Source organism: Collinsella sp. AM28-11LB (genome assembly GCF_003469895.1).
In the GTDB taxonomy this organism is placed as follows: Bacteria; Actinomycetota; Coriobacteriia; order Coriobacteriales; family Coriobacteriaceae; genus Collinsella.
In genome coordinates, this window is record NZ_QSKJ01000026.1 from 1 (window position 1) to 792 (window position 792).

Annotated in this window: 1 protein-coding gene; it reads right to left on the minus strand. The window is 68.9% G+C overall.

The features are described 5' to 3' along the window. Positions 1–34: 34 nt before the first annotated feature. On the minus strand, positions 35–792 hold a 758-nt coding region (locus tag DW732_RS09920), incomplete at its 5' end, for a transposase (protein WP_199569793.1).

Genomic DNA, 792 nt, shown 5'->3' on the forward strand with positions numbered 1-792 from the left:
GAGGCTTCGGTAGTTTGTGTGACAAGGGGCTAGCCTAGGCAGCAACGCTCTTCGCTCCCTTCACGCCCTTCTTCCTCGCCTTCACCGGGCGACCCGGGAGCTGGGGCTGGCAGTCGCCGCACCTGAGCATGAGCAGGGCCACGAGGTTGTCGGTGTTGCGGAAGCCGTAGCCCATCCTCACCGTCACCTTGATCTTGTTGTTGATGGCCTCTACGCGCCCGTTGCTGATGCCGAGCTCGACTGCGGCGATGATGTCGTCGCGCCGGCGGCGCACCTTCTTCTCCACGGCGACGACCTTGGCGATCTTGCAGTAGGCGGCCCTGTGCATCCAGTCGTCGAGCAGCTCGGCGGCCTCGGAGCCGTCGGCTGCCCGGAAGACGGCCCGCAGGTCCTCCTTGAGCTCCCAGGCCCTGACCAGCCGCGAGCCGGCCCTCTTCTTGAGCGCCTCGAGCCTCGCCCTCTGGCCGTCGGTGAGGTCCTCGGGGTTCTTCACGAGCGCGTAGCGGCTGCCCTTGATGGAGGCCGCCTCCTCCTCGAGCGCCCTGACCTCCTCGGGCGGCAGCTCGCCTTTGGCAGGCCTGCCGCGCTTGCCCTCGGGCCTGGGCCTGGCGGCCCTGGCGGCGGCCCTGGCGGCGTTCCACTCCTCGCAGCGCACGGCGTCGAGCGCGTCGTTCATCCACTGGACCACGTGGAAGGGGTCCATGACCCACCTCGCGTTGGGGCAGCGGCGCTTGACCAGCTGCCTTATCCACCTCGCGCCGTCGGCGGTCACCACCTCTATGGCGCGCCTCT